This window comes from Staphylococcus pasteuri, from assembly GCF_003970495.1.
Lineage (GTDB): Bacteria > Bacillota > Bacilli > Staphylococcales > Staphylococcaceae > Staphylococcus > Staphylococcus pasteuri.
In genome coordinates, this window is sequence record NZ_RXWW01000011.1 from 28,386 (window position 1) to 49,865 (window position 21,480).

At 31.5% G+C, this 21,480-nt stretch carries 24 protein-coding genes and 1 pseudogene; 10 read left to right on the forward strand and 15 right to left on the reverse strand.

Annotated elements, in window-relative coordinates; genetic code table 11:
• The first annotated feature begins 13 nt into the window (after nt 1-13).
• The gene (locus CD121_RS01325; protein ID WP_126567316.1) at nt 14-1,738 is read left to right on the forward strand and encodes a glycoside hydrolase family 3 protein; all 1,725 of its coding nucleotides are present in this window, start codon (nt 14-16) and stop codon (nt 1,736-1,738) included.
• A gap of 463 nt (nt 1,739-2,201) precedes the next feature.
• Here the strand turns inward: CD121_RS01325 and CD121_RS01330 are convergent.
• Together CD121_RS01330 and CD121_RS01335 are read right to left on the reverse strand one after the other, a co-directional pair.
• A pseudogene (locus CD121_RS01330) lies at nt 2,202-2,762 on the reverse strand (MepB family protein).
• Nucleotides 2,713-2,913, reverse strand: a complete 201-nt coding sequence (locus CD121_RS01335; RefSeq protein WP_108000190.1) for a hypothetical protein — start codon at nt 2,911-2,913, stop codon at nt 2,713-2,715. The pseudogene CD121_RS01330 and the gene CD121_RS01335 overlap by 50 nt, the downstream one beginning before the upstream one ends.
• A gap of 134 nt (nt 2,914-3,047) precedes the next feature.
• On the opposite strand from CD121_RS01335, the gene CD121_RS01340 reads away from it, so the two are divergent.
• Genes CD121_RS01340 through CD121_RS01355 form a run of 4 tightly spaced genes read left to right on the forward strand, consistent with a single transcriptional unit; the run spans nt 3,048 to nt 5,493 of the window.
• The gene (locus CD121_RS01340) at nt 3,048-3,251 is read left to right on the forward strand and encodes a helix-turn-helix transcriptional regulator (RefSeq protein ID WP_017636694.1); all 204 of its coding nucleotides are present in this window, start codon (nt 3,048-3,050) and stop codon (nt 3,249-3,251) included.
• The gene (locus CD121_RS01345; protein WP_126567317.1) at nt 3,248-3,970 is read left to right on the forward strand and encodes a DUF3169 family protein; all 723 of its coding nucleotides are present in this window, start codon (nt 3,248-3,250) and stop codon (nt 3,968-3,970) included. The genes CD121_RS01340 and CD121_RS01345 overlap by 4 nt, the downstream gene beginning before the upstream one ends.
• 48 nt (nt 3,971-4,018) lie before the next feature.
• Nucleotides 4,019-4,861, forward strand: coding sequence for an ABC transporter ATP-binding protein (locus CD121_RS01350; protein ID WP_126567318.1), 843 nt, complete (start codon nt 4,019-4,021; stop codon nt 4,859-4,861).
• Entirely contained in the window at nt 4,861-5,493 is a 633-nt protein-coding gene (locus tag CD121_RS01355) for an ABC-2 transporter permease (RefSeq protein ID WP_017636696.1), read from the forward strand. The genes CD121_RS01350 and CD121_RS01355 overlap by 1 nt, the downstream gene beginning before the upstream one ends.
• A gap of 65 nt (nt 5,494-5,558) precedes the next feature.
• On the opposite strand, the gene CD121_RS01360 is transcribed toward CD121_RS01355, so the two are convergent.
• From CD121_RS01360 to CD121_RS12185, 3 genes are all read right to left on the reverse strand, one after another.
• Nucleotides 5,559-6,101: a GNAT family N-acetyltransferase gene (locus tag CD121_RS01360; protein ID WP_046467320.1), complete on the reverse strand. Its 543-nt coding sequence runs from the start codon at nt 6,099-6,101 to the stop codon at nt 5,559-5,561.
• Nucleotides 6,102-6,330: 229 nt separating this feature from the next.
• Complete coding sequence (lepB, locus tag CD121_RS01365; RefSeq protein WP_070451795.1) at nt 6,331-6,906, reverse strand: signal peptidase I; 576 nt, start codon at nt 6,904-6,906, stop codon at nt 6,331-6,333.
• 27 nt (nt 6,907-6,933) lie between these two features.
• A complete protein-coding gene (locus tag CD121_RS12185; RefSeq protein WP_017636700.1) occupies nt 6,934-7,071 on the reverse strand; it encodes a hypothetical protein in 138 nt (45 codons plus the stop codon).
• A 277-nt stretch (nt 7,072-7,348) separates the two neighbouring features.
• On the opposite strand from CD121_RS12185, the gene CD121_RS01370 reads away from it, so the two are divergent.
• From CD121_RS01370 to CD121_RS01380, 3 genes are read left to right on the forward strand one after another with little or no spacing between them, the layout of a single operon-like run.
• Nucleotides 7,349-8,107 carry an ABC transporter ATP-binding protein gene (locus CD121_RS01370; RefSeq protein WP_126567319.1) on the forward strand — a complete coding sequence of 253 codons (759 nt, stop codon included), beginning with the start codon at nt 7,349-7,351 and terminating at the stop codon, nt 8,105-8,107.
• Nucleotides 8,097-9,977 (forward strand): FtsX-like permease family protein, encoded by a 1,881-nt coding sequence (locus tag CD121_RS01375; protein WP_126567320.1) that lies wholly within the window; start codon nt 8,097-8,099, stop codon nt 9,975-9,977. Before CD121_RS01370 ends, CD121_RS01375 begins: the two co-directional genes overlap by 11 nt.
• Before the next feature lie 19 nt (nt 9,978-9,996).
• Nucleotides 9,997-10,191 (forward strand): VraH family peptide resistance protein, encoded by a 195-nt coding sequence (locus CD121_RS01380; RefSeq protein ID WP_017636703.1) that lies wholly within the window; start codon nt 9,997-9,999, stop codon nt 10,189-10,191.
• Nucleotides 10,192-11,061: 870 nt separating this feature from the next.
• Here CD121_RS01380 and isaB read toward each other — a convergent pair.
• From isaB to CD121_RS01400, 3 genes are all read right to left on the reverse strand, one after another.
• On the reverse strand, nt 11,062-11,583 hold the full coding sequence (isaB, locus tag CD121_RS01390; protein WP_126567322.1) for an immunodominant staphylococcal antigen IsaB family protein: 522 nt from the start codon (nt 11,581-11,583) through the stop codon (nt 11,062-11,064).
• Between the two features lie 583 nt (nt 11,584-12,166).
• A complete protein-coding gene (locus CD121_RS01395; RefSeq protein WP_126567323.1) occupies nt 12,167-12,877 on the reverse strand; it encodes an SDR family NAD(P)-dependent oxidoreductase in 711 nt (236 codons plus the stop codon).
• Nucleotides 12,878-13,051: 174 nt separating this feature from the next.
• On the reverse strand, nt 13,052-13,900 hold the full coding sequence (locus tag CD121_RS01400) for a patatin-like phospholipase family protein (protein ID WP_126567324.1): 849 nt from the start codon (nt 13,898-13,900) through the stop codon (nt 13,052-13,054).
• Nucleotides 13,901-14,144: 244 nt separating this feature from the next.
• Between CD121_RS01400 and CD121_RS01405 the strand changes: the two genes are divergently transcribed.
• Nucleotides 14,145-14,879 (forward strand): glucose 1-dehydrogenase, encoded by a 735-nt coding sequence (locus tag CD121_RS01405; RefSeq protein ID WP_029056632.1) that lies wholly within the window; start codon nt 14,145-14,147, stop codon nt 14,877-14,879.
• 187 nt (nt 14,880-15,066) lie between these two features.
• On the opposite strand, the gene CD121_RS01410 is transcribed toward CD121_RS01405, so the two are convergent.
• The 3 genes from CD121_RS01410 to CD121_RS01420 are packed head-to-tail and all read right to left on the reverse strand — an operon-like array spanning nt 15,067 to nt 18,075.
• On the reverse strand, nt 15,067-16,269 hold the full coding sequence (locus CD121_RS01410; RefSeq protein ID WP_126567325.1) for an ABC transporter permease: 1,203 nt from the start codon (nt 16,267-16,269) through the stop codon (nt 15,067-15,069).
• Nucleotides 16,262-16,948, reverse strand: coding sequence for an ABC transporter ATP-binding protein (locus tag CD121_RS01415; RefSeq protein WP_017636712.1), 687 nt, complete (start codon nt 16,946-16,948; stop codon nt 16,262-16,264). The genes CD121_RS01410 and CD121_RS01415 overlap by 8 nt, the downstream gene beginning before the upstream one ends.
• Nucleotides 16,945-18,075, reverse strand: a complete 1,131-nt coding sequence (locus CD121_RS01420; protein ID WP_126567326.1) for an efflux RND transporter periplasmic adaptor subunit — start codon at nt 18,073-18,075, stop codon at nt 16,945-16,947. The genes CD121_RS01415 and CD121_RS01420 overlap by 4 nt, the downstream gene beginning before the upstream one ends.
• Nucleotides 18,076-18,308: 233 nt before the next feature.
• Between CD121_RS01420 and CD121_RS01425 the strand changes: the two genes are divergently transcribed.
• The gene (locus tag CD121_RS01425) at nt 18,309-18,983 is read left to right on the forward strand and encodes a YIP1 family protein (protein ID WP_126567327.1); all 675 of its coding nucleotides are present in this window, start codon (nt 18,309-18,311) and stop codon (nt 18,981-18,983) included.
• Between the two features lie 171 nt (nt 18,984-19,154).
• Here the strand turns inward: CD121_RS01425 and CD121_RS01430 are convergent, their stop codons facing one another.
• From CD121_RS01430 to noc, 4 genes are all read right to left on the reverse strand, one after another.
• The gene (locus tag CD121_RS01430) at nt 19,155-19,694 is read right to left on the reverse strand and encodes a TetR/AcrR family transcriptional regulator (RefSeq protein WP_029056636.1); all 540 of its coding nucleotides are present in this window, start codon (nt 19,692-19,694) and stop codon (nt 19,155-19,157) included.
• Nucleotides 19,660-20,055, reverse strand: coding sequence for a DUF3147 family protein (locus CD121_RS01435; protein ID WP_029056637.1), 396 nt, complete (start codon nt 20,053-20,055; stop codon nt 19,660-19,662). The genes CD121_RS01430 and CD121_RS01435 overlap by 35 nt, the downstream gene beginning before the upstream one ends.
• A gap of 19 nt (nt 20,056-20,074) precedes the next feature.
• Complete coding sequence (locus CD121_RS01440; protein ID WP_108000078.1) at nt 20,075-20,434, reverse strand: DUF3147 family protein; 360 nt, start codon at nt 20,432-20,434, stop codon at nt 20,075-20,077.
• 201 nt (nt 20,435-20,635) lie between these two features.
• The gene (gene noc / locus CD121_RS01445; protein WP_017636718.1) at nt 20,636-21,475 is read right to left on the reverse strand and encodes a nucleoid occlusion protein; all 840 of its coding nucleotides are present in this window, start codon (nt 21,473-21,475) and stop codon (nt 20,636-20,638) included.
• Between the last annotated feature and the right edge of the window lie 5 nt (nt 21,476-21,480).

The following is a 21,480-nucleotide window of genomic DNA, read 5'->3' on the forward strand; positions in this document are numbered from 1 at the left end:
GAGTGGCTTATTTATGGTAAAAGTAGATCTAAAATCTAAACCTTATAATCTTAACGATCAACAAATTCAATGGGTAGAAAATACACTATCAGAACTTACAGATGAAGAAAAAATTGGTCAATTATTTTTCAATTTATTCTTTTTAGAAGACGATGCAAACTTTAATGATAATGAATTAACAAATAAAGATATTCTTGATAAATACCATATTGGAGGCGCAAGATTCCAAGGTGGCAATGGACAACAAGTACAACACTTACTTAACGATTTACAACATAACAGTAAAATCCCATTACTCATCGCTGCCAATTGTGATTCAGGTGGTAATGGCGCTTGTAAAGACGGTACTTACATTGCTTCTGCAGCTCAATGTGAAGCAGCTCAAGATACTAAAGTTGCATATAATGCAGGATATGTTTCTGGACAAGAATCTAGTGCATTAGGTGTAAATATCAACTTTGACCCTTGTGTTGATATTCTTGAAAATTGGAGAAATACTATCGTTAATACTCGCGCATACGGAACAAATGCTGACACAGTGATTAAATATACAAATGCCTTTATCGAAGGCTTTAACCAAACAAAAGATATGATTACATGTATCAAACATTTCCCAGGTGATGGCACAGAAGAACGAGATCAACACCTTGTTTTAGGCGTAAATGAAATGACTCCAGACGAATGGGATCAAAGTTTCCGTAAAGTATATGCTAATCACATTGATAATGGCGTTGAAATGATTATGTCTGGTCATATCGCACTACCTCACTACTCTAAAAAATTAAACCCAGCTTTAAATGATGAAGACATTTTACCAGCAACATTATCTAAAGAATTAATTACAGATTTATTGAAAGATGATTTAAACTTTAACGGACTTGTTGTAACTGATGCGAGTCATATGTTAGGTATGACAGCTGCGATGAAACGTGAAGATTATGTACCTCAAGCCATTGCTGCTGGTTGTGACATGTTCTTATTCTTTAACGATATTGAAGAAGATTTTAATTTCATGCTTAATGGTTATAAAAACGGCGTTATTACTGACGAACGTTTAAATGATGCTGTAAGACGTATTCTTGGATTAAAAGCAAAAATTAATCTACATGAAAAACAAGCTAATAACACTTTAGAAAAAGATGAAAAAGCATTAGAATTTGTTGGTTGTGATAAACATATTGAAATGCAAAAAGAAGCAGCTGATTTAGGTATTACACTAGTGAAAAATACACTTAACCAATTACCTATTCGACCTGAAACACATAAAAACATTCGTCTTTATGTTATTGAAGGTGAAAAAAATGGATTGTACAAATCTGATGACTCACTTACAGATAATTTAGTAGATATCTTAGAAAAACGAGGCTTTAATGTAACAGTAAACGACGGTTCAACACGTATTAAAGGTAAAACTTTAGAATATCGTGATGAAGTTGATGCTGCTTTAGTATTTGCCAATATTGTAGGTTACGCTGCTGAAAACAACTACCGTATCCGTTGGTCAACTGCTATGAGTAATGAAATCCCTTGGTATGTACATGAAGTACCAACAGTATTCACTTCACTTAACTTCACAACTCATTTACATGACGCAACAATGGTTAAAGCATATATCAATGCTTATCATTCAAATCAAATCAGTTTAGAAACAGTGGTAGATAAAATCATGGGAGAATCAGACTTTAAAGGGGTACCAAACGACCTAGTTTGGACAAATAAATGGCAAGCTAAATTATAGAAGTTAGTGGGATTTCTGCTTAATATGCTTGTTATAGAACAAAAAACAGTATAAGAATAAACCCTAGAAAAATAGCCAGTAAATGAGTTTTATAAATTCATTTACTGGCTTCTTTATTTATAATACTTCGCATTATTGGCTCCCTATGTCCAACCTGCTTTGCTTGTAGAAACTGGATAAACCAGTTTCTTTGTGTTGGGTCCCTTCTTAGGGGACAGCTTCAGCCAGAAATACTACACAGATAAATCTGTAAGGATTTCTAAGGTCTTCAGCTTGTCCTGTTCCCTCAAGAGTCTCGCCAAAATGCTCCGTATTTATATGTAAATTGAAACTAAAAGATGCTCCAAGATAAAATCCTTTGTCCAATTTGTACATAAATGATATGTCACAACACCTTAATGAAATCCATGAAATAACTACTTTTATTTTTGGAGATTGATTTATAGAAATTAAAAAAGTCTAATTAATTTATTTCATGATTTAGTAACGAATCTAGTTTGGGCTTTTGTTGTTTTAATGAAGTTTGGCTTAAATCTATAAAATGGGATTTCTGCCACTGTTGTGTTTTAAAGGCCGTAGTATTTAAATCTGTATCCCAAGTTGGATAAACACGAAATGCCATCTTACCTTTATGGTTCATATTTCTTAAAATGCCTTTGGTTAAAAGGGTCTTCTTATCAAACACAAACATGCCGTTAAGTTCCTGATCAAAAATGTGAATAATTAAATAGTCACTCATTTTATCAAAATGTATAGGTATATTTTGATGATTTTTATCCTTCTCCTATAGAGTTACAAAATAGCCCTTTTTCTTTGGTGTCTTTTTGCCCAATCTACTTTTAATACGATATTGAAACAATTCAAATTCCATCGCTTCATATTCTTGATTCCACTCTTCGACTTGAACTGTATTTACTATTTTAGTTTGATAAATATTTTCCAATTCTTGCAATGGTGTTATTGACTGAAATGATTCAAGATTTTTTGCCATTTGCTTTACCTTTATTCCTTTTATTGATTTCATTACTTTTATAAATTAGATAAAACGAATTTAACATTATTACAGTAACAACTAAAATAACTAAAATTAAATTTTCTGAAGTTCGTATTAAAGCTAAGACCCCCATTAATAATATATTTAATAAGTTCGAAATCATAAATCCTTTATCTTCCATGTTCGATCTCCCCTTTGTTTTAAAAATGCATTTCATTGATACATTCAATATACATTATCGATGTCATTTTGACAAATATACTTGTCAAAATGACGCGATTAATATACACTAAAATCAACAAGGAGTTGGTCCACTTGAGAAATCGACTTAAGGAATTACGGGCTCGTGATGGTTATAATCAAACACAATTGGCCAAACTAGCAGGAATATCGAGACAAACTGTGTCTTTGATAGAAAGAAAAGATTTTACGCCATCAGTGCTCACAGCGTTAAAAATCGCCAAAATATTTAACGAACCTGTTGAAAACATCTTTATCATTGAGGAGGAAGATTTATGAAAGTAGGTAGATATCTGTTACTAGTTTTACTTGGAGGTATTATCGGAGGAGCTGCTGGCTACTTAATACCAACCCTTAATGACATGGGTTTCTTTAATAAAATTCTTTTTACCAATCAAAATTCTATTATGGTTGTTTGTTTCATCGCGACATTAATTAATATTATCTTAACTGTAATTTTGTACAGAGAGTTAAAAAATTCTGTTTATTTTAAAAATAAAATAAACAATCCTGATAATAAATATAGCGAAGATGAATCCGAAGAAAAATCTAATTTGAAATTTTTAAATGCCAGTTTTATATACTACTTTCAAATTTTAATTAGTTTAATCTTTTTATTAATTCTTGTTATAGGAAATATTAAAGATATTTATGTATTATTTGCTATTATCCCATATATGATAACAGTCATTCCTGCTCTTCTAATAGGGTTATATGCCAGAAAAGTCGATGAACGTTATCCAAAACTAGGAGAACATAAATATACTGAAAAGTTATTATCAATTATGGACGAAGGAGAGCGTCACATAACTCTTACATCAATGTTTAAAACTTATCACATTAATTTAGTTCTAATCATTGTATTTGCTATCTTTTTAGCAATCCATTCAATAAGCTCTGGTATTAATCAAACAATGGGTGTAATATTTCTTATTGTTTTATTTATATATAATGCATTTGTCTATCTGTCTAAAGTTAGAAAATTTTATAAATCTTAAATGTAATTACCATACTTTTAAATATATTTTAGAAAGTGAGGCATATTCATGGAACAACTTTTAAATGTTCAAGATCTTAATAAGTCTTATAAAGATTCAGAATTTCGACTTTCAAATATTAATTTGTCGATTACACCTCAAGAAGTTGTAGGATTAATCGGTAAGAATGGCTCAGGGAAGTCTACCCTCATCAATACTTTAGTAGGCAATCGTCATAAAGATACAGGAGATATTTATTTCTTCGACCAAAAAATTTCAAATAATGATCTTTCATATAAAGAATATCTTGGTGTCGTCTTTGATGATTTACGCGTACCGAATAAACTTACTTTAACTGATATAGATAAAGTCTTTAGTAATATTTACAAAACTTGGAAAAGTGATCGTTTCTTTTCAATAATTAAGCAGTTTGAATTGCCAACTAAAAATCAAATTAAATCATTTTCAAGAGGTATGCGTATGAAATCTGCTTTAGCTATTGCTTTAGCTCATGATAGTCATCTACTAATACTTGATGAAGCAACAGCAGGTATGGACGCTTCAGGTCGTGAAGAAGTCATTGAAATATTAGAAGATTTTGTAGCTGAAGATAATGGTATATTAATTTCTTCCCATATCTCTGAAGATATTGAACAATTAGCCACTAAACTCGTATTTATGAAAGATGGATGTATTATTTTAGAAGAAGATAAACGAACATTACTTGAAAATTACGGAGTTTTAGACGTTGATGAAGAGCAATTCAAAGTACCTAATGAAATGATAGTTGCATCTCGAACACGACAAAATAGAATAATCGCATTAGTTAATAATTATCATCAAATTGAAGGTGCAGAGCCACTTTCTAGCATTGATGATGCGACAAAAATTTTAATGAGAGGTGAACAATAATGAAAGGTCTATGCCTTAGCATGCTTTATACAGCAAAAAAATCATTAATCACTTATTTCATTGTTTCTATCGTTGTATCTTTATTTATGGCTTTAACAAGTCCATTAATATCTTGCTTTATTTCAATGTTATTTCTCATTTCACCAATCTCAGATAATTTAAAACATGAAAAAGAATCAAAATGGATGTATTATGTATCAACATTACCTACAGGTCGTAATCTTTATATCAAAAGTTACTTTCTTTTAAATTGTATTTTAATAGTAATAGGACTAGTAATTGGTACAGTATCACTTACGATTATTAATCATAATCTAAATATAATCATAGCATCTGCTCTTATTGGCATAGGAGCTGCTGGCACATATGCTGTCGCATTTCCATTAACTTTTAAATTTGGTCCTGAAAATTCAAATGCTGTTTTAACAACAACGGTTCTTATTGTAATGCTATTCTATTTCATTGTAGTATTTGCCTTTGTATTCCCTGGTATGGGTGGTGCAGATAATATTGAAAATGTATTAACACCTTTCAATCAAGTTGTACTAATCATTTATGCATTATTTGGTATTATGACAACAGTAATTTCATACATTTTATCTATTAAGATTTTCAACAAGCAAGATTTATAAAATCAAAGACTAGGTAAGATTGGGCTAACCTTATGATTATGCACTAATCTCGCCTAGTCTTTTTTCTATGATTGCCATTCTGATTTTAATAAACTATATACATAACTATCTGTAAATTTTCCTTGTACACATTCTTCACTTCGTAATTTTCCTTCTTTTGTAAATCCTAATCTTTTTGGAATAGCTTGGCTTTTCGTATTTTCCACTGAAGCTCTAATTTCCACACGGTTTAAATCCAACTCATTAAATGCATAATCAATAACCGCCTTAGTACATTGCGTCATAATTCCTTTTTTCTGATGACTTTCACCTAAATAATAACCAATAGACGTTTTTCTATTAACAGTATCGATATAATGTAAGCCAATCACACCAACTAATTCATTTTCTGACCAAATGCCACAGTGGAATCCATTACCACTAGCAAATTGTTGTAATGCTGCTTGAATAAATTTCTGACTATCTTCAACTTGATTTGTATATTCTACAAAAGGTAACCATTTTGCTAAATACGCTCGTGATTGATCTATAAGTTTAAAAAGTGCATCCGCTTCTCTTGTTTCTAATATTTTTAAAGTCACTTCATCGTTTACCTTAAATCCAAACATGCTTTACACCCCATTTACATTATTGTCACACAATTCTGTTAATTATCAACATTTTAACATATGCTGTGGATAACTCAAATTACATATCAAACCCCTGATATAACAGTGTTTTAAAGAATATCAATCAAAATCTATCCACAGCCGTGCCAATTATCCACGCCTATAAAAAATCTCCATAATCAATTCATTGTTTACATAAAAATGAATCAACTATGGAGATTGTTAACATTTAATTTGGAAAAGTATCTGGATTAAAACCGCCTTCCCATTTGCTGATAGGCCAATACCTAAACATAACTTTTCCTACAATCTGCTTTTTATCAATTAGCCCAACGTCATATCTACTATCTATACTGTTCTGTCTATTGTCCCCTAATACTAGATACTTATCTTTAGGAATTTTAGCATGCCCTTTAGCACCTTTCAGTGTCTTGGAATTAAAATCTTCTGTTAAATATTTGCTTACTTTATTCTTTTTATTTTCTTTCAAATAAGGCTCTTTTATTTTTTTATCATTTATATACAGTTGATCTTTTTTATATTTAACAGTATCACCAGGTTTACCAATTAACCGTTTAATATAATCTTTTTTAGCAGTAGCGTGAAAAATAATAACATCCCCTGAATCAATGTGATTCAATGTTTTCGAAATTTTACTCACTATAACTTTATCTCTATCTTCAAAAGTGGGATGCATTGATTCTCCCGATACCGTATATGAAGTACCGATAAATACAGTTAGAATGATAGCTATGATAATACCTGTCGCTAAGGTAATAATCCACTCAACTAATTCTTTTCCCATATAAGCTCTCCTCGCATTTATTAATCACTATTCTACAACACCATTTTTTATTTTAATGTGCTGTCCTTTTTGCACTTTGTCGTACTGTTTTTTAGGTAAAACAACAATACGTTTACCTTGTTTAGTATCAACTGTAACGGTATATAATTTTTCTCCGTTTTTCATTTGATGCTTCAACTTAAATTAAATTTTCATATGTAAAATCAATTAATTCTATCATTACATAACTTAATTATTTATTTCAATTATATTTACAAAAACTAAACTTTTATTTTTTATTATTAGTTAATCCTCTATAAAAATTCAAAAATCCACTATCCCTTCCCTCTTAAATCTAACCTTTCAATGCTGTAAGTTTGGTAGCGTATTTTGTAAGTTTAGATAAAGGCTAGAATATCTTATTACTCCTAAAATTAAGATATAAGCAATAAGGAGTGATAACATGTCAATTTTACAAGTCGATTATTTATCAAAAATTTATGGTAAGAAAAAGCAATATCAAGCATTGAATGATATTAATTTTTCAGTTGAAAAGGGAGAATTTGTAGCAATTATGGGGCCTTCAGGGTCTGGTAAAACAACATTGCTCAATGTTCTTAGTTCAATTGATACAATTTCAAGCGGCTCAGTCATTGTTGACGGTCACAATATTAGTCAATTAAAGAATAAACAACTTGCACAATATCGTAAAAAGTCATTAGGATTTATTTTCCAAGATTACAGTGTATTACCAACACTCACGGTTAAAGAAAACATTATGCTACCTTTATCAGTTCAGCATTACGGCAAAAAAGAAATGGAACAATCTTATCAAGAAGTCACTGAAGCATTAGGTATTCATGACCTGGGAAATAAATACCCAAGTGAAATATCAGGAGGTCAACAACAACGAACAGCCGCTGCCAGAGCATTTGTGCATAAACCGAAGATTATTTTTGCCGACGAACCAACTGGTGCATTAGATTCGAAAAGTGCGAAAGATTTACTCAACCGTCTTGAAGAAATGAATCGTACATTCCAATCAACAATTATTATGGTCACACATGATCCAGTCGCAGCGAGCTTTGCCAAACGCGTCATTATGTTAAAAGACGGACATATTCATTCTGAAATAAACCAAGAAGAAGATTCTAAACAAGATTTTTATCAAAACATTATTCAACTGCAATCTTCTTTAGGTGGTGTAGCGAATGTCATTTAATCAAATTACACTCAAAAATTTAAAAATGAATATAAAGCATTATAGTATGTATTTATTTTCATTGTTATTGAGTATCATATTATATTTTAGTTTTACGACATTACAGTTCACTGACAGTATTAACAACGATCAGTCTTTAGCTATTATTCGAAAAGGTGCATCAGTCGGCTCAATATTTTTATTTATTATGATCGTGATTTTCTTAATGTATGCCAACCACCTATTTATTAAAAGACGTACTCAAGAATTTGCATTATTTCAGTTGATAGGTCTTACTAGAAATAATATTTTAAGAATGCTTTGTGTTGAACAAATCGCTATTTTTGTAATAACTGGATTATTGGGCATCGTTTTAGGTATATTTGGTTCTCAATTTTTACTATATGTTGCATCTAAGTTAATGCATTTAACAGTAAAATTATCTATTAATTTTGAACCTATGGCTTTAGCATTAACATTATTTTTAATACTCACTGCTTTTATACTTATTTTATTTCAAAGTTATTTATTTTTGAAAAAACGCAGTATATTGGCATTGATGAAAGCCCGCCGTCAGACTGAAACAACAAAAGTTAAAATTACATTTTTAGAAGTATTAAGCGGTATATTAGGCATTGTCATGATAGCGTTCGGTTACTATATAGCGACTGAAATGTTTGGTACATTTAAAAAATTAACATTTACTATGACTTCACCGTTTATCATTTTATTTTTAACAGTCGTTGGCGCCTATTTATTTTTCAGAAGTTCTGTATCACTCATTTTCAAATCAATGAAACATTTCAAAAATGGTCATGTATCTATTACGGATGTCGTGTTCACAGCTTCAATCATGCATAGAATGAAGAAAAATGCGATGTCGCTTACTGTTATTGCAGTGATTTCAGCGATCACGGTAACTGTCCTTTGCTTTGCGACAATAACTCAGGAAAATAGTAATAATACTTTCCAAACAATGTCACCACAAGATTTTGATTTTTCATCCAAAAAACAAGCACAACAATTCAAACAGCAATTAGATAAAAATCATATCGGATATAGCACTAAAACGTATGAGTCTATTTCAGCCGAAACAATAGAAGATAAGGTGATGACGTTAAAAGATGATAGTAAAAGTATGTCTGCCAAAAACGTTTTAGTACCTAATGATCAACTTAAAGGCACCAATGCAATTATTACAAATACTAAAAATACACCAGGTATGATGCAAATTAATATAAATAAGACAGTCACCGTTAAAGGTAAACAGCAACAAACTTTTAAAGTAACTAAAGAGGATAAAGAAACAATGCTTCCCCTTGATTTGACGACTAATATGCCGGTCATTGAAATTAGCAGGGCCGAATTTAATAAATTGAAGACAAACGACATCATGCAAAATATGTATGGCATCAATATCAAAGATCATACTGATATGAAGAAAGCAGCAACTATTGCTAAACAGATCAATCCTGAAATTCAACCACGCGATGAAGTTAAAAAACTCTTAGATTCAACCAATGGCATATTAATCTTTGTCACATCATTCCTAGGTTTATCATTCCTTATCGCTGCCGGTTGTATCATTTATATTAAACAAATGGACGAAACCGAAGATGAGATTGATAACTTCCGTATTTTAAAACGAATTGGTTTCACTCAAATGGATATGTTGAAAGGACTCGGATTGAAAATTATCTTTAATTTCGGTTTACCACTTATCATTGCTTTATTACACGCACTTTTTGCAGCAATTGCATTTATGAAATTGATGGGTAACGTCTCTTACACACCTATTATTGTCGTAATGGTCGTATACTCACTCGTCTATTTCGCATTTGCACTCATTGCTTTCATACATTCAAATCGCATTATTAAAAAAACGATATAAATTAAAGGAGAGATTTATAATGAAATTCAAAGACTTAATCAAACAATCATATGAGGATTTAAAAAATTTAAAAGTGAACTTATTTAATGTGGTGATGCTCACACTTATAATCATAGTATTAAGTAGTGCTATCACGCCGATTGCAGGTATTCCAGTCGGATTATTAGGTGGCGCTTACTTCTTAAAACGCAGAGATGAAAAAAAGGATTTATAATGTAGATATAACAATCGTGTGTGCTCGTTATTCATTGAGCGCACACGATTCTTTGATTTGATCATATTTTATAGCTTGGAATATTTAAATATATAAACATTAGCTACCACTTTACATGTTTGTTATATTGGGATTATTAATACATATTAAGGAGTTTCCTTATGAATCAATATCAAGAGTTTTTAAATCATCCTGATAGTTTTATCTTCATATTGTTTATATTTTATCTTATCGCAAGTTTATTTTTCTTTACTTTAACAGTTTTCATAGGTTTAAAGCCTGTTTCATTTAAAGAAAAAATCATAACAATACTTATTTTAACGATTATTCTGACACTTACTTTAACGGGTTTGTCCTACGTGATCATTCATTAGTTGTCATATATTTATGCTACTTGCTATTTAATAAGCGAGTAGCTTTTTTTGAATCAATTTAGCTGTGATTGTATTTATAACTTCTATATATAATAAAAAAAGCCTATGTCCGCTGAACGGGCGTACATAGACTTAAAAAAAACAAGATTTTTTACCTAACAAACTACTTGTAGTATAACACCATTTTTATAAAATGTATATAACAACTTAATTTAAGCGTAAAAACAATTTGTTCTTACTTTTGATAATTAAACAAATTAAGTTTTTTACAGATGCAACTTATTAAAATAATAATAATAATAATTCATATTATATACCCGCTTATCTCAAATCTAATCATTAAGTTACAAAATTTTTGAATTAGATGTCATATCAAAACCTCAATATAAAAAAGCAGTCTAATGCGTTATCTCATTAGACTGCCCTTCTTTTATAAATCTATCGATTAAAATTTAAATGGTTTAATTATTCACTTAAATCAACTTATGTTTTATTATTAAAATCCAATTCCTTGATAAGTTACACTAACATTTGTAACTTTATTATTTTTCGTAGTAAAGAGAACGTTTGGTCTATTGTTAGAAGGTCTATAACTGTATACAGACTCTTTACTTTCCGGTGTATTAGGAGGACCTACTCTATTTAAGTCATTGCCGTAAAAGTTCTTAATTTGCGAAACTGATAAATTATCTTTGACATCAAACGAAACATCTGATGCACTTTTACCTGATTTTGTTACACCAGAAAATCTTTGATCATAAATATTAACGCGACCTTCACCTTTTGTCTGAACTATTTTTTTACCATTAAATTTAACATTTCCGTATTTAACTCCATTTTTAAATTGGTTAGTAAGTAAAAAGCTTGTGTCATTGCCAGCGTGACCTTGATAATTATAATAAGGTTGTGTTGCTGCATGTGCTTCGTTACTTTGTGGTGTTTCTACTGAGGCGCCGATTCCGAATACTGTTCCTACTGCTAACATTGATCCAACAACTGCTTTTGTAGTCTTTTTCATATTCAATCTCTCCTCTTTATTTTTTGAAATGCAATACAAATGCAAGCGATTACATTTCGATTACATTATTACACAAAAGTTACAACGTTTCAAATTACACATTCCTTGATTCTGTATTCTAGATACATCACTCTCAAAAATAATATAAATATTTACAGATATAGGAATGGATTATATAATAAGAGTGTAAATTGTTTCTCTATTTAATAGAGAGCAACAAATAAAAAGCACAAGTGCTACCAACACTTGCGCCTATGTAAGCCCGTTAAAAAGACGGTAGCTTTTGAAATTGTCTATTTAGACCATCTAATTGCTAAAGTTGAGATGGTCTATTAATTTTGCTTACTACTAATTAATATTAAGCCAATAATCGTTAAAACGACCATCAGCATTTCATAATCAGTCATGCTACTCCTCTCTAGGAGTAAAAACCAAAATCATAGGCATCACCCCATTTTTTTGAGATTAGCCGCCACCATTCAACTTGCTTACTTTAAATATTATACAATAATAGATAAAATAAATATTATAATTTTATTCTATAATTTACGCTCTTAATAACGGTACTTATAACTCTTCATTTCTATTTTTTAAATATTTTAAAAGGTCTCAATCGAATCAAAATTTTCCCGTTATGATTACGCTTATCCATTATTACATTAACAATTGATTGTGCACCTTCATTTACTGTACGCATTAAAAAGCCTTTTTGGTTATTATTTAAATCTGTTGTAACACCACCAGGCATGACTCCAAATATTTCAACAGAAATCTTATGTTTCTTAAAATACTTCGCAAATAATTTAATCATTGAATTGAGTGCCGTTTTCGTTGTCATATAACTAAATGGATGGAAAAAATTACTTGGTTTAGTAGGAATGGTTAAATTGAGTATTCTCCCTTTATTGCGTGCTAGGATTGACGTGAACGACTTAACCATTTCAAAGTTTCCATAAACATTGACCTCTGTCACTGTTTTTAATTCTTCAATATCAACATCTAATGGAGATGCTTCCATATTTCCCGAAATGCCTGCATTATTAATAAGTACGTTTAAATCCGGATGTTTTGCTTCAATATACTTCGACGCTTCATGAATCGTCGTTAAATCATTTAAATCAATTTTGATCCATTCCGCATTAATACCTTTTTGCTGTAACGTCTTTACCGCTTCAGTCCCTCTGACTTCATCTCTAGCACCTAATAAAATAGTCCAACCTTTGTTTCCTAATTGTCTCGCCGTTTCAAATCCTAATCCTTTATTCGCACCTGTAATTAATACTTTTTGTGTCATATATGATTCCTCTTTATTCATGACTTCTCTCTTTAAATTTACATTACTACAATATTGCTTTATTAACTAGACACACCTCTTAATATAATAGCTGACAATAATACTTTCATTGTTAAAGAAAAAATTCCCTCACTACAATCATTAATGAGGTTTTTTTTGTTACAATTTCATATTTTATTTCCAATTCTCGATATTTTCAGTTAAGGATGTCGCTAGTGTCTTCCCTTGTTCATATCCAGCATCACCAATTTCTTTAATATTTTTTGATGAATAAATATTTTGACCTATACTACCTTTACTGTTTTCGTCAGGTACAATTAAGGTAACGTTACTTTGTTCTTTTAATTTCTCCGCTTCTTCATACACTGAAGGCACTTGACCTAGTTTTTGACTAAGAGGAGCCAGAATAATAATATCTTGATAGTCTGACACTAACATCGCATTTGTTGATGAAACCATACCACCATCAATCCAAGATTCTCCTAATAAATTAATATGTGGCCAAAGACCCGGAACGGCACCACTAGCTGTCACTGCTTCTTTTAAGCTCACGCCGCTATTCTCATTAAAAGTCGACAACTTGCCTGTCCTTGCATTTATCGCAGTAATTTCAAGTTGATCCGTCCATTTAGCATTACCTAATCTTTGTTGTATTGAATCACTTCGAGTCTCTGGTGAAACATTTGATGGGTGACTATTAATAATATCTCCTAGATACTGACCGATTAATTGTTCATTATCCCTACCTTTAATAAATGCTTTAGTCCACAAGCCATATATCGCTGGATCAAGTTGAGCATTATCGGATTCACTATGATGTGTTGCTAAATCTTGATAATATGCTTGCATGTTTTGATTATTTGCTAAAATCGCTCCAACAAATGAACCTGCAGAACTACCTAATATTTTATCTACTTGATCCATTTTTATACCTGAATCTATTAACCCTGCTAGTACGCCAGTTTCCCAAGCAATGCCTGTAATACCACCGCCACCTAATACAAGTGCTTTATCCTTACTCATTTTAGACTACCCCCTCGTTATTCCGTCTAAATTACATGTTGTTACTATGATTATATACAATATATTATTTCCCATTATATAAACAGTTAAAAGCATTGTACTTATAACAGGTAAAATTTCAAACAATAAGGATTTACACAACAAAAATCATCCTAACTTTTAGTTAGTATTACACTTTATTTATAATAATTTTTATAATTATTTCATATAAAGGGATGTCGCATTTTTAAGGAGGAATAACAATATGCAAAAGCTAAATAATAAGGTAATGATTATTACTGGTGGCGCTCAAGGTATGGGAGAAATGCACGCAAAAAAAGCTATAGAACATGGTGCTAAAGTCGTTATCACTGATATCAATGAGGAAAAAGGAAATGAATTAGCCAAAACTTTAGGCTCTAATGCTCTTTTTATCAAGCATGACGTAACTAGTGAGGATGATTGGCAAAATGTAATTGAAACTGTTTTAGCAAAGTGGAAGAAAATTGATGTTCTAGTTAATAATGCAGGTATGACTTATAACAAGCCTTTAGAGTCTTTAACACTAGACGATTATATGAAGATTGTTAATATTAACCAAGTCTCTGTCTTTTTAGGTATCAAATCAGTAGCTAAAGTCATGAAAGAACAACAAAGTGGTGCCATTATCAATATTTCTTCTATTGATGGATTAGTTGGAGGTGCCATTGGTTATACTGATACAAAATTTGCAGTAAGAGGTATGACTAAAGCTGCAGCACATGAATTGTCGCCGTATAATATTCGCGTAAATTCTGTTCACCCAGGTGTTATTAATACACCTATGATTCAACAAAAAGATGTTAAAGAAGCCGTCGATGAATTTGCTAAACAAATACCAATGCGACGTATAGCTGAAGTTGAAGAAGTGTCAAACATGGTTTGTTTCTTAGCATCCGATGAGGCTTCTTACTCTACAGGTTCAGAATTTGTTATAGATGGTGGCATTACAGCGATTTAATTAATATAGATAAAATGTTAATTAAACATAAATACATCTCATACAAACTTGTTAATTTTTAGTTATAAAAATAAATACTGTATCTCAGAAAATATTATTTATATTGTAATAATTGGAGTAGAAAAAGTTCGCCACAAATGATAATTGTGACGAACTTTTCATATATTTAGTTAAAATTGAAATGTTATTATTTAATAATATCTATTAATTCTTTTTTAGAGGCTGCGCGGGCTGGTATCCAACCGAAGACAACACCAATAAGCGTTGATACGCCTACAGCTAAGATGACTGAACTTATACTAACTGAACTTTTAACCATATCTGGTGTTACCATGTCGACCACTGTGGCAATGATAATGCCTAGAATTAATCCAATAATACCACCGAGTAGACAAAGTACGACACTTTCAACTAAGAATTGTATTTCAATGTCTCGTCCTTTAGCACCGAAGGCACGACGTATCGCAATTTCCTCTGTTCGTTCTGTAACAGAAATATACATCACATTCATGACACCAATACCTGCGATAAATAGTGAAATACCTGCGACTGCTGCCACAAAGTATGTGATGGTATCTAAGACTTTACCAATGCTTTTCATCATTTCTTCGTTATCATTAAAACTATACTGGCCATTTGAAACACCAGTTCCTTTTTTATTCAGTTCTTTTTCAACTTTTTTACCGATCTCTTTTTTATCTTCGCCATCATTGACCTTTACTTGTATTTGAGGTGTTCCTTGAGACAGGTTACTCATATAATGGTCAGCTGTTTTCGTTGGCATTTGAACAACCGTTTCGAGAGGCATGCCACTCGCATCTTGGCCGCTTGCATCACCAACACCAACGACTTTAAAGCCTTCCCCATTAATATAAATTGATTTTCCTACCGCACTATCTGCATTATGAAAGACTTTTTTAGCGACTTTATTATCTATAACCACAACTTTTTCCTGTGTGTCATTATCATCTTTTGTAAAACCATGCCCATGATCGACATCTGATACATGGCTCGCCTTTTTCAAATCAACATCGCCACTTCCATGAGTATTTGTAATTTTAGCGGCATAAGTACTATCTTTACTTTCCTTTACTTTCGCGCTTTTAACACCTTTAACTTGTTCTACAACACTGAGATCTTCTTGTTTAAACGGGTTGTCTTTAGGTGCACTCATATCTTCTGTCATATAAGTAATCATGGCTTGGTCTTTACCTGCACCTGCATCATCAAATTGTTCATTGGTTGTCTTTTTGAAACCATTACCCAATGCCATAATCGTAATAACAGCAGCAATACCGATAATAATCCCTATCATCGTAAAGATATTACGGCGTTTATTTTTTAAAATAGAGCGAAAGGCGACAGACAAAATATTAGAAAAGTTACTCATGCGCCAACACCTCTTCCTCTTTCACACGACCATCCAAAATGTGAATGATACGATCCGCTTTGTTAGCGACCTCACGATCATGGGTTACCATAATCATGGTTGTACCTTTTTCTTTATTTAACGTTACGAATAAATCCATAATGTCTTTTGATGTTTTTGAATCAAGAGCCCCTGTAGGTTCGTCAGCAATGACAAACTTAGGTTCATTGATAATGGCTCTTGCGATAGCTACACGTTGTTGTTGACCACCTGACAATTTATTGGGAAGTAAGTCTTCCTTGTTGTGAAGGCCAACATCTTCTAATCCCTTCAATACTTTGTCTTTACGTTCTTTACTACCCATACCGTTGTATATGAGTGGGATGCTGACATTTTCAAGAATTGTATTATTTTGAATAAGCTTAAAGTTTTGGAAGACAAATCCTACTGTGTGATTACGAATGGTTGCGAGTTTATTATCTGAACTTTTTTTATAATTTTCACCATTAAAAAGATATTCACCTTCATAACCACGATCAATAAATCCAAGGATATTGATGAGGGTACTCTTACCTGAACCGGATGGTCCCATAATAGCAATAAATTCGCCTTCATCAATATGGATATCAATATCTTTTAAGATATGATTCGTTTCGTCACCATTTTTGAAGTGTCGATTGATTTTTTTCAATTCAATCATGATGACACCTCAACTTTTTCTCCATCATTTAGATTACCTTTAGGATTTTTGATGACTTTGTCACCTGCTTTAAGTCCTTTTTTCACAATAATTTGGCCATTACTACGATCAATTTTAATATCACGTTTATGAACTTTATTATGTTTATCTACTACAAACACATCATTATCTTTTGTTAACACATTATTAGGTAATTTCTTAGTTTTTAAAGGAATTTTAGCATCCATAGAGAATCCAGCACGTACAGGGATGTCTAAATCACCAATAATAACATTATATTTAGACGTGTCTCCTTCTTTACCACCAGAAGGATTGTTAACTGTTGGATTAGAAGCTTGGGCTGCACTTGCGCCTTCTTCACTATCTTCGCCTTGACCTCCAGCACTTGCCTGAGCTCCACTTGATTCACCACTCGCGCTATCATCATAGCTAGTTGGTAGTTCATCTACTTTAAGGATTTTACCTTTGCCTTTTTTACCGTTACTATTCACGGTTACATCAACCTCGTCACCCTCTTTGATTTTATCGACATCAAATTCAGTAACCGTTGATTTAATTTGTGGATTGTCTGAAATCAATTGTAGAACAGGTTGACCATCACCAGCATCTTCACCATTTTTAATATTTACCTTACCGTCAAATGATGCATAAATACTGTCATTCATTTGTTTATCATGTTGTGATAATTGTTGTTGTGCTTCATTGAGTGAACTTTGATCTTGCGTCAATTTAGACTGTAGTTGATTATTGTTTGGACTTTGATTGACCTTTTGATAATCATCGTTCACTTGTTGTTGTGCTTGATCAACTTTATTTGCGAGTTGTTGGCGTTTACTATTATTCGTGTCGTAGCTTAAGAGACGGTCGCCTTGTTTAACCTTTTGACCATCGTCTACGGCAGGACTTTGGAATGTGCCTATTTGGCTATTGTTGTTATATGTTTTGACTGATTTGGGAGATGCTTTACCTTCCAAACTAATCGGTGTTTCTTTTTTAACTGTATATGTATCGTATCCCTTACTATCTTTATCGTCAGAGCTTGTTGATTGCTTTGCGATAAATGCGGCAATGATAAGAAGTAAGATAATTGCCACGCCAATAATACTCCATAATAGTTTCTTATTCATATCCTATGCTCCTTAAAATGTATTATATTTTGCATGATAACACACTTTAATTATTATATATATTGAATTTAAGGATATTTAAGTTATTTTTAAGTTTGAGATTAATGAAATGTTTTTAATATTATTTTTACTTAGTCTATTTATTATACTTATTCAAAATAAAAATTGATATTTTAAATATTAGTTAACAATGTTATTCTGTTAATAAATATTAAAAAAGGAGAGATACATAAATGGAACAATCTAATGCAGCACAGACTGAAGAAGCGACAAGTTCTAACTTACCTTTTGTTGATCACTTTAGAAAAATCCGTCAAAATCCTAAATGGATAGTGAAATTAATTGTACTTATTGTGTTATCTATTATTTTAGGACTTTTAACTGCACATATAACTGACAACACCAAAATGCTCAAAGATATGGGAATGAGCCAATCTGAAATTGATAAACAAAACCAATTCAATTTAGCAGTTACTATTGGACAATCAATTGGTGGTCTTATCCTAGGATTATTAATCACATTTGTTATTTTCTTAGTTATCTCTAAAATTATGAAATCTGATGCACAAGCAATACATATTTTTTCTGCATCTATCTCTTACTTAATCATTACAACTTCATTTTCAATTATTGTTTATGCGATACAAGCATTATTTGGTCTTACAATTCCAGAAACTCAATTAGATAGCCTGAATATATTCGACAAGGGTAATAATTATTTAGCCGCCTTTAGTTTATCGAATTTATTAGCTGCCTATGTTATTTTTACAGTTTATTACGGTACAAGTAAACTTTCTAAAAAAGCATCTATTATTTGGGCAGTCATTGCCTTAATCGTGATGGTTGGCTTTACGCTAGGAGGAGCTGCGTTTACAGAATCTATGAAAGGCTTAGCTAACATGCAATAAAATTAATTATCCTGGGACATAGGAAAGTGTCTCAGGATATATTTATGTATGAGTATAGTTAATCGAATTGCGATAATCTATCTCTTTAAAATAGCTTTCATAAGACTTCCTTTAGACTATCCCCTTATTCTAGACAAATTAAAAACGCCCTCTATCAAGGACGTCGTAAAATTATATATCATAAGCTTTTAAAGCAATGTTCAACATATTTTCTATATACTCTTTAGTTAATGATTGCGGTTTAATTAAAATATTAAAATAAATAGGTGAAAAAATAATATCTATAAATAAATCTTGGTCCGCTTCATCAATATCCTTACTAATAATTGACTTTAAAATACTTCTATTACGTTCAAAGTATTCTTTCATAAACTTATCTTTTGCTTCAGTTTGCTGATTACTAATTAGAATTTCTATCACTGCACTACCTAAAGGTGTCTTATAGATGTTCATTATTTTTATTAAAAAGTCATATAAATTATCAAATACAGTATCGAATTCTGGCTCAATAATACGTGATTGGTCGACAAACATATCAACAATCATTGATTCTTTGTCTCTCCATCGACGATAAATTGTTGCCTTTGATACACTTGTATTTTCAGCAATCTGATCAATGGTCATATCTTTAAAATGTGTTGTTTCTAATAAACGATTAATTTCTTGATAAATTTTTTTATTTACTGTTGGGTCTTTCGGTCTTCCAGCCATATTTTTCCCTTCTTTTTCGTGCAATGACTTCCACGATTTCAAATATTATAAATGCACTAACAAACCATACTATAAATCCAACAATAATGCTAAGCAACCAAATATTTGTTACCTTTAGCATGCCCCATGTAGCTAATATACTGAATAAAACACCAGTCATTCCGAAGATCGCACCTCTACTGACATGCATAGCTACTTTATTTCCATATTGCATACCAGATATAAACATAGACACTAAAAAGACTGCAGGAAACGTAGCAAAAATACCTCCAAATTCTTTCCAAGGAAGTACTACTGATACGATGTAACTGACTAATACTGCTAAGCCTCCAACTAAAAACTTAATTATTGTTAATTTCATCAAAAATGTACCTCCCTTTTTATAAATGTCTGACTATAAAAATAGCTACAGAAATAATAAACCAACATAATACGGCAAATACTGTACCACTCTTATAATCTTTCTTTTTTATAAAAATTGAGGTGAAAAATACAGTTAAAATGCAAGAGATAATACCGACAATGGCACCTGTACTTAAATGCATAGACATTTTAACGAGCGAATCTCCACGATGATCTATAGCTAATGCTATTACTGCTGCTAAGTAGACTGCAGGCATTGTTGCTATTATACCTCCTAATTTACCACCAACTTTGTCAGCAATAATAGAAGCTAATGCTACTGCAAACCCACCAATGACAAAATGAAGTATCGCACTTGAAATAGATATTCCGAACACAATAATCCTTCTTTGCTAATTATTAAACGAAACGTTTCGTTTACTTTTAGTTTAAAACTGTCCTACTATCTTGTAAAGATTAAAATAAATATACCTAATTTTCTAATTATTAACGTTTGCTACAGCCGTCCATTAGGTCTTTTCTAAATTTGTTTCAACAAAAAAACTCCTTCCGTCAGTTACAGACAAAAGGAGTTATCGCTATTTCTTATATATTCTTATTTTAATTTCATAATAATCATCATGATCTCTATCTTTTTGTTCAACATATAAACCTGATTGTTGTATAGCTTCGATACTTTTACCTACTTCATCTCGCGCTTGTGTCACATCTTGTGAAAATTGGAATGATTGAGCTTTAACCTTTTCAGGACCAGTTTTTTGGCGAACTTTATCTTCTGTTTGTTTCACATTTAATTTCTGTGCTATGACTTGTTCAATCAATTCTTCTTGATCTTCATGTGATAGTACAAGGACAGCTCGAGCATGGCGTTCTGTTATTTTACCTTCTCTTAATCGTGTAATAACATTAGGTGCTAATTTAAGTAAACGTAACTTATTAGCAATAAAGCTTTGGCTCTTACCAAGACTTTTAGCCAATTCACTTTGTGTCACATCACCAAGTTCAAGTAGTTTTTTATAGGCTTCCGCTTCTTCAACGACAGATAAGTTTTCGCGTTGAATATTTTCAATAAGTGCAACAACTGCAGTTTCCTCATCATCCATATCGCGAATAATCACATCTGCTTGAGACATATTTAAAGATTGCATTGCTCTAAATCTACGTTCACCAGCAATGATTTCAAACATATCTTCTTCGATTGGTCTTACTACAATCGGCTGTAATAATCCATGTTCTTTAATAGATTCAGCAAGTTCATTGATTTTACTTGGTTCAAATACTTGTCGTGGTTGATAACGATTAGGTACGATACGTTCAATATGAATGGACTCAACATTATTATTTCGGTCTTCTTCAATAGAACCCATGATGTCATCTTTGTTTTTTAAACCAAATAATTTTGAAAAAGGTTTCTTCATAATCC